Below are 1,485 nucleotides of genomic sequence, written 5' to 3' on the forward strand. Positions count from 1 at the left end.
AAGATCACATACTTATATCGGCTTAATAAAATTTTCATCTGTAATCTCATTAGCTAAAATGGGTCATAGAGAAAAATTTCTAGAAACTATAAGAAAAATAAAGCTGAGAGATAGAGCTAATAAGAGTTTATATCTTAATTTTAAGGATGTAGAACTATTGTTGCCAGAAGGCGTTATTTACCTTTTACATCAATTGGATAAGTTAAAAAATAAAAAAGAATTACTAGGACGAACCTCTGATAAGGATGTAGTAAAAGCTATGTTCTCTAGATTAGGCATTCATAGTCTTATTAAACAGCCTCCTTATGTTGGTAAAACTATTAATATTGTTGATAGATGGGAGTGTTTATCGGGAGATAGCGCTGATTTAGGCGAGGAATACGAAAAGATTGAAGAGCAAATAGCTATGATCTTACCAGATAGAAGAGCTAGATTTGTTTTACAAAATGCTATTGCTGAAGCAATCAGTAATGTGATCAATCATGCCTATGATGAAAATGCTCAATATAAGAAATGGTTTTTATTCTTTTGCATAGATAAAGAGAAAAATACATGTCTGATCGTGGTATCAGATGTAGGAAAAACTATTCCGGTAACTATTCCAGTTAAGCTAAGAGATCGTTTATCTATTAATCCAATTGAACTCTTTACTGGTAAAAATGACTCTCAATTGATTGAAATAGCAACAAAATGGAGAAGATCTGCAACAGAAGAGTACCATCGAGGAAAAGGCTTTAATGATATCATGCAGGTTGAATCTGATGTAGATGGTGCAAATGTGATAGTTCTAAGTAGAAAAGGGGCTTGGTCATCTGTCGCTGGTTTAAAAGACTACAAAGATGCTATTGAAGGTACAACTGTAGGATGGGAAATTCCTTTGAATAATGTGAAATTAGTCGCGAGTAAAACTTATGCTTGAAATCAAATATGATGTGGCTAAAGAATATTATCCAAGACCTATGGGTAGAGCTAGAAAAGATGGTCTACATAGTGGTGAACGATTTAGAGAAGAAGTTCTACTACCTTTTTTCCAATCTTTAAAAACGAATCCAAACCAAATTCTTGTTTTAGATTTTAATGGTATATCTACAGCTGGATCTTCTTATCTAGAAGAATCTTTTGGTGGTCTAATTCGTAAAAATGGTTATCGTAAATCTGATTTAAATAGACATCTAAAGATAGTGGTAGATGATGACTTAAAAGAACTTATTACTGATAGAATAGAAAAGTATATTAATGACGCTGAAAGTAAAGTGAAATAAATCATATGGATAAGGAACTATATGTTGTTTGGACGTCACTTCTGCTTTTGTGGTTTTTTTCCATTTGTAGCGTATTAATAAAACCTGATCTTATTCCTTATAATTGGCTAGCTCCTATATTTAAAGCTATTACAGTTGCTATCCCTGTATATGTGTTTTTATTCAGAATAAAAAACTCTTTATTAATGAAATCAATCAAGTCTGCTAATGATCTGTTAATCAA

2 protein-coding genes are annotated in these 1,485 nt (G+C 31.7%); both read left to right on the forward strand.

The features are described from left to right. The coding region (locus FTV42_RS16845; protein WP_180039252.1) for a hypothetical protein at positions 1 to 919 on the forward strand (919 nt) is incomplete at its 5' end. After that, positions 912 to 1,262, forward strand: a complete 351-nt coding sequence (locus tag FTV42_RS16850; RefSeq protein ID WP_121973991.1) for an STAS-like domain-containing protein — start codon at positions 912 to 914, stop codon at positions 1,260 to 1,262. The genes FTV42_RS16845 and FTV42_RS16850, both read left to right, overlap by 8 nt. The last annotated feature ends 223 nt before the right edge of the window (positions 1,263 to 1,485 follow it).

Origin of the sequence: Acinetobacter sp. YH16052 (assembly GCF_013417155.1) — a bacterium.
Lineage (GTDB): Bacteria > Pseudomonadota > Gammaproteobacteria > Pseudomonadales > Moraxellaceae > Acinetobacter.